The 4,938-nt window shown below is 38.4% G+C and carries 5 protein-coding genes; 4 read left to right on the plus strand and 1 reads right to left on the minus strand.

The genetic code is table 11. From position 1 onward, the window contains the following. From E1160_RS00685 to E1160_RS00700, 4 genes are all read left to right on the plus strand, one after another. Window positions 1-1,025 (plus strand): PfkB family carbohydrate kinase (locus tag E1160_RS00685; protein WP_155153072.1); only part of this gene is annotated, 1,025 nt, incomplete at its 5' end. Between the two features lie 4 nt (window positions 1,026-1,029). Then, the gene (locus E1160_RS00690; RefSeq protein ID WP_155153073.1) at window positions 1,030-1,944 is read left to right on the plus strand and encodes a Gfo/Idh/MocA family protein; all 915 of its coding nucleotides are present in this window, start codon (window positions 1,030-1,032) and stop codon (window positions 1,942-1,944) included. 3 nt (window positions 1,945-1,947) lie between these two features. Further along, the gene (locus tag E1160_RS00695) at window positions 1,948-3,249 is read left to right on the plus strand and encodes a nucleotide sugar dehydrogenase (RefSeq protein WP_155153074.1); all 1,302 of its coding nucleotides are present in this window, start codon (window positions 1,948-1,950) and stop codon (window positions 3,247-3,249) included. Next, window positions 3,233-4,105 carry an SDR family NAD(P)-dependent oxidoreductase gene (locus tag E1160_RS00700; protein WP_155153075.1) on the plus strand — a complete coding sequence of 291 codons (873 nt, stop codon included), beginning with the start codon at window positions 3,233-3,235 and terminating at the stop codon, window positions 4,103-4,105. The genes E1160_RS00695 and E1160_RS00700 overlap by 17 nt, the downstream gene beginning before the upstream one ends. Window positions 4,106-4,136: 31 nt before the next feature. Here the strand turns inward: E1160_RS00700 and E1160_RS00705 are convergent, their stop codons facing one another. After that, window positions 4,137-4,895, minus strand: a complete 759-nt coding sequence (locus E1160_RS00705) for a WbqC family protein (protein WP_155153076.1) — start codon at window positions 4,893-4,895, stop codon at window positions 4,137-4,139. Window positions 4,896-4,938: the final 43 nt, after the last annotated feature.

Raw genomic sequence — 4,938 nt, forward strand, 5'->3', positions numbered from 1 at the left:
CTTTAATGGATGTTGAAAATATTACATTTGATGATCTTCATAATGTATTGGACCGCATTAAGGGGATAGATGTTCATGTCGTTGGGGATACAATTGTGGATCGCCATACAGATTGTACGCCGCTTGGGGCAACAGCAAAAACACCTACAATGAGCTTAAAGAAATTAGGTAGTTCAGATTTTGTCGGTGGTGCAGGTATTGTAGCAAAGCATCTCGCTAGTTTAGGTGGTAATGTAACCTTTTCTACCATGTTGGGGCAGGATGAAACAGGGCGGTTCGCACAAGATGACTTGGAAGCCGCAGGCATTAAGTTGAATGTTTTATCTGATGAGTTACGGCCAACAACATTAAAGGAAAGATTTTGGGCAAGTGACTATAAATTGTTGCAGGTTGATACTTTGGATAACAATCCGATCAGTACTGACCAACAACGTTTTTTCCGTCAATGTTTATCGCAGACAGCTTCTAAACTGACTATTTTTAGTGATTTCAGACATGGTATTTTCCACAGTGCTTCCATTGGTGAATTAACCTCTGCGATACCGAATACCTCGGTAAAAGTTGCTGATACACAAGTGAGTAATCGCTGGGGAAATGTTTTAGATTTTAAAGAATTTGATTTGTTAACACCAAATGAGCAAGAAGCGAGGTTTGCTTTGGCGGATCAAGATACCGGTGTCCGCTCTTTAGCTCAAAGACTACAAACAGAATCCGCAACGAAAAATGTTATTCTGAAGTTGCGTGAAAAAGGTGTGATCGTACACCGTCATCCAGATGACCGCCCGCAATGCTTTTTCCATTTAGATAGTTTTGCTCATCAGATTGTTGATGCTGTTGGGGCAGGTGATGCGTTATTAGCACTTTCATCATTGGTTCTTGCAAGTGGCGGTAATATTGTGGAAGCAAGTATCCTAGGTAGTTTAGCTGCTGCTGAAAGCTGTGCTGTAAAAGGTAATGTACCGATTAAGATAGAGAATATTCATTCTAAACTGAACATGTTGCAGCAACACACACATACTAGGTGACGAGATGCGATATATTATCTTAGGATACGGGAATATTGGGCAGAAGAGAAAAAAGGCCTTGGGAGGGAGATGTGTTGCAATTGTTGACCCTTTTAATGAAGACGCTGACTTTAAAAAAATATCTGCTGTTTCTCCTGATTTATACGATGCAGCGATTCTTTGTGTGCCTAATTCTGAAAAATTAGAGTTGATTCAAGCTTTATTGGAGCTTGGGAAGCATGTTTTAGTTGAGAAGCCGTTAAATCTGAAGGATGAGGATTATGTGAAGATTAATAATCTGTTGCAAGAAAAGAAATTGCTTCTGATGACGGGTTACAATCACAGATTTGAGCCAAATGTCATGAAAATGAAAGAGCTTCTCAGTCAGGGTTTTGTCGGCGATTTATATAATATCCGTATGGTTTATGGAAATGGTACTGTCAAGAATATTGCCGGAACTTGGCGAGACGTTGGTTCCGGTGTGTTAGATGATCTTGGGTGTCATTTATTGGATCTTGCGGTGTATCTTTTTGGACACCGAGACGAAGAACATCGATTGTGGGTGTGCCAAGCAAATGAAGCAAGCACACCTGATCATGTTGTTTTTTCATCATTAGACAGTCGCATCATTTTTGAATGTAGTTATCTTATGTGGAAAAATACATTTAAGATCGAAGTTGCAGGAAGTAAGGGAACACTGTCTCTTGATGGACTCAATAAGTGGGGAGAAAGTAAGTTACGTATTGATAAGCGTGTTTTTCCAAGCGGTGTACCAGAAACAGAAACTATAATTTCATCTGGAAATGACAGCTCGTGGGAAAGTGAGATAAAAAAATTTGAAGAGTATATTCATGATAAAACTCTTCATGATGATACCAGTCATTTTATCAAAACAGCATGTCTGAAACTTGTTACTCAATTCGAAAACTGGAAAGCTTAGCTAATGGGTAATCATCAAATCGGCTTCTTGGGTATTTCACATTTAAGTATAGTCAGTAGTATTTGTTGGGCATCTTTTGGAGAAAAGGTGGTTGCAATTGATCCAAATAGTTATGATGAATCATTAAATAGGGGTAGTTTCCCGATTTATGAACCTAATTTAGAAAAAACGTTTAAAGACAATCGAGAGAATATTCATTTTAGTGATGATATGACGAGATTACGAGCTTGTGATATCGTTGTGTTGGCTAAAGACAGTGAAACAAATGATGATAATGTCTCTGATATGACAGCCTTGGAAAGTTTACTTGATCTGGCTTTGCCTCATTTAGAAGATAAGACAACAGTTGTTTTAATGAGTCAGGTTCCTGTTGGTTTTACACGCAGATTTCATAAAAAACTTCAATCTGTTTTAAGAAACAAAAAGATTAATTTATTGTTCTGGGTGGAAACGTTAGTTTTTGGAGATGCGGTTCATCGCAGCGTTGCACCGGAAAGAATTATCTTAGGCGGTGACACAAATAAAGCTCAGGGTAATGTACATTTTGAGGCAGTATTAAAGTATTTTAATTGTCCTGTTTTACGCATGAAGTATGAGAGTGCAGAATTAACAAAAGCTGCGATTAATCTTTATCTTTCAACTTCAGTAACCTATGCAAATACTGTTGCAGATCTGTGTGAAGCGACTGGGGCACAAATGACGGAAATTATCCCAGCTTTACGGCTTGATAAAAGAATTGGGCAATATGCTTATATCCAACCTGGTTTGGGAATTTCAGGTGGAAACTTAGAACGTGATTTATCTCACTTATCTATGATCGGGCAACAATATAAAGTTGATAGCAGACTGGTTGATCATATCATTGATTACAATTCCGAGCGCTATAAATGGGTAAGACGTCACATGGATACATTTAAGCTTCTAAATCGAAAGAAGATTACGTGTTGGGGCGTGGCTTATAAAAGGGATACAAGATCAATAAAAAATTCTTTCGCGGTTAAGATCATGCGAGAGTTATATTCGCGAAATGAGCTAACCGCATATGACCCTATGGCAGAACTTCCGGAGGATCTTAAGTTAAATATCAAGATGGCAAATTCTATGTCTGAAAGTATAAAACATGCTGACGCGTTGATTATTGCAACGAATTGGCCAGAATTTTCTTCTCCGGATTGGTCGTCTTTAAAGGAACGATTAGCTGGAAAAGTGATCTTTGACTGTGTCGGTATTCTGGATGCTGAAAAAGCGCGAAACCATGATATCTTAGTTCTATCACCAGGAAATAATAATGAATCAGAAACGTAATATTATTATCACTGGCGCGAGTTCAGGTATTGGGGCGGCGATAGCCAAAACTTTAACAGATGATGGTGACCATGTTTATGCATGTGCACGGCGGCAGGATCGGCTGGAAGATCTTAAAGATTATGGCGTAAAATTTGTTCATCCTTGTGATGTATGTGATGAGGAATCCGTAAAAAGCTTCTTTGCCGAAGTATCTAAACTGTCAAATAATATTGATGGGCTTATTCATTGTGCAGGTAGCTTTGGATCTATTGGTCCGATGGTGAATTCTCAAAGTGAAGAATGGTGGGGGAGTTTGAAAACCAACATATTTGGCACTTATCTTTTTGTGAAGAATGTAGTTCCTTTGATGCGTGCGGAACGCCATCCAGTCATTATTACTTTTGCAGGGGGTGGCGCATTTAATGCTTTTGAGAATTATAGTGCTTATGCGGTTTCAAAATCTGGTATTGTTCGCCTTACAGAAACACTCGCAGAAGAATTATCTGGACAAGGAATCTGTATTAATGCAGTTGCGCCAGGTTTTGTTGCAACCGAGATACATAATGAAACTCTTGAAAAAGGTATAAATTATTCAGGAGAAAGTCATTACTCAGAAACTCTGAAAAAGCTGAAGGAAGGATCTGTTCCTATATCCGTTCCAGTTGATTTAGTTAAGTTTCTTTTATCAAGTAAAGCTCTAGGTTTGACGGGAAAAACAATTAGTGCCAGCTTTGATCCATGGAATAATGAAAATTTTATGGATAATATCAATGAGTTAAATGCATCTGACTTATATACGATGAGGCGTATGAATTTAATTAATCTTACAGAAGAAGATGAGATGCTGAAAAAGACACTCTCAACTGAGATGTAATACTCATATCTCTCTTAATTATTGCGAGACACTAGGGCTGGCATCGTATCCAGTTTCGTCCAGATCGAATGACATCTACTGCACCTTCCATACCTTGATGAGCCAACAAGTCTAGGATTGAGAGATGTGATATAAACTCTTTTCGCGTTGCCTGAGGGTAGATGGGATGACTATACATTTGTTTGTATAGTGAGATACCACTTGCAGCAAAATTTTTGGCTGAATAGAGTTTTTTTTCTATACCGCCTTGAAAACCATAATAAGAACTTGCCCCCAGATGAGTACAAATTCCAATGATTTTATCCTCTGCCGTGGCGTGAGATGACATGTATGAAGTTGCTGTTCCCATGGAAGATAACTGTGATGACCATACCCAAGGTTTCGCGCGATAGATTCCTATTTTCTCACATAGAAAATTAATTAAGCGCCAATTATATTTTGCAACAGTCTCGTTTGGCAGAGGCTTTAGCATCGCTTGAATGTCTTGCCGTAAGCTAGGCCAATGAGGTGCATTGATAAAGCTTGCATCTAGGCGTTTCAATAATTTTGCCCACCATTCATTTTCTTGAGATATGAGTGCGACATTCATTAAGGTTTTTTGCGGGCAATTTTGGATGGCTAAGGATGCCCATTTAGATGTTCCCGTTGTATCCAGAATACGATTTCTGACCATGAAAGATCTTTTGCTCAATTGAACGTCATCTAAAAGAACAAATAGATCAACCGTATCAAGTAAGTCGAAAAATCCTAACCAAGGCAGGAATACGGGTTGTGTAATGGCAATCTTCATAATGAAATAAAAATCTACTTAAAGTTTCATAATACTTAACAAC

Source organism: Curvivirga aplysinae (assembly GCF_009711445.1).
In the GTDB taxonomy this organism is placed as follows: Bacteria; Pseudomonadota; Alphaproteobacteria; order UBA8366; family Aestuariispiraceae; genus Curvivirga; species Curvivirga aplysinae.

Excerpts from the sequence above, each read along its gene's own strand:
- E1160_RS00690 (WP_155153073.1), top strand. The coding sequence starts at position 1,030 with ATGCGATATATTATCTTAGGATACGGGAATATTGGGCAGAAGAGAAAA.
- E1160_RS00695 (WP_155153074.1), top strand. The coding sequence starts at position 1,948 with ATGGGTAATCATCAAATCGGCTTCTTGGGTATTTCACATTTAAGTATA.
- E1160_RS00700 (WP_155153075.1), top strand. The coding sequence starts at position 3,233 with ATGAATCAGAAACGTAATATTATTATCACTGGCGCGAGTTCAGGTATT.
- E1160_RS00705 (WP_155153076.1), bottom strand. The coding sequence starts at position 4,895 with ATGAAGATTGCCATTACACAACCCGTATTCCTGCCTTGGTTAGGATTT.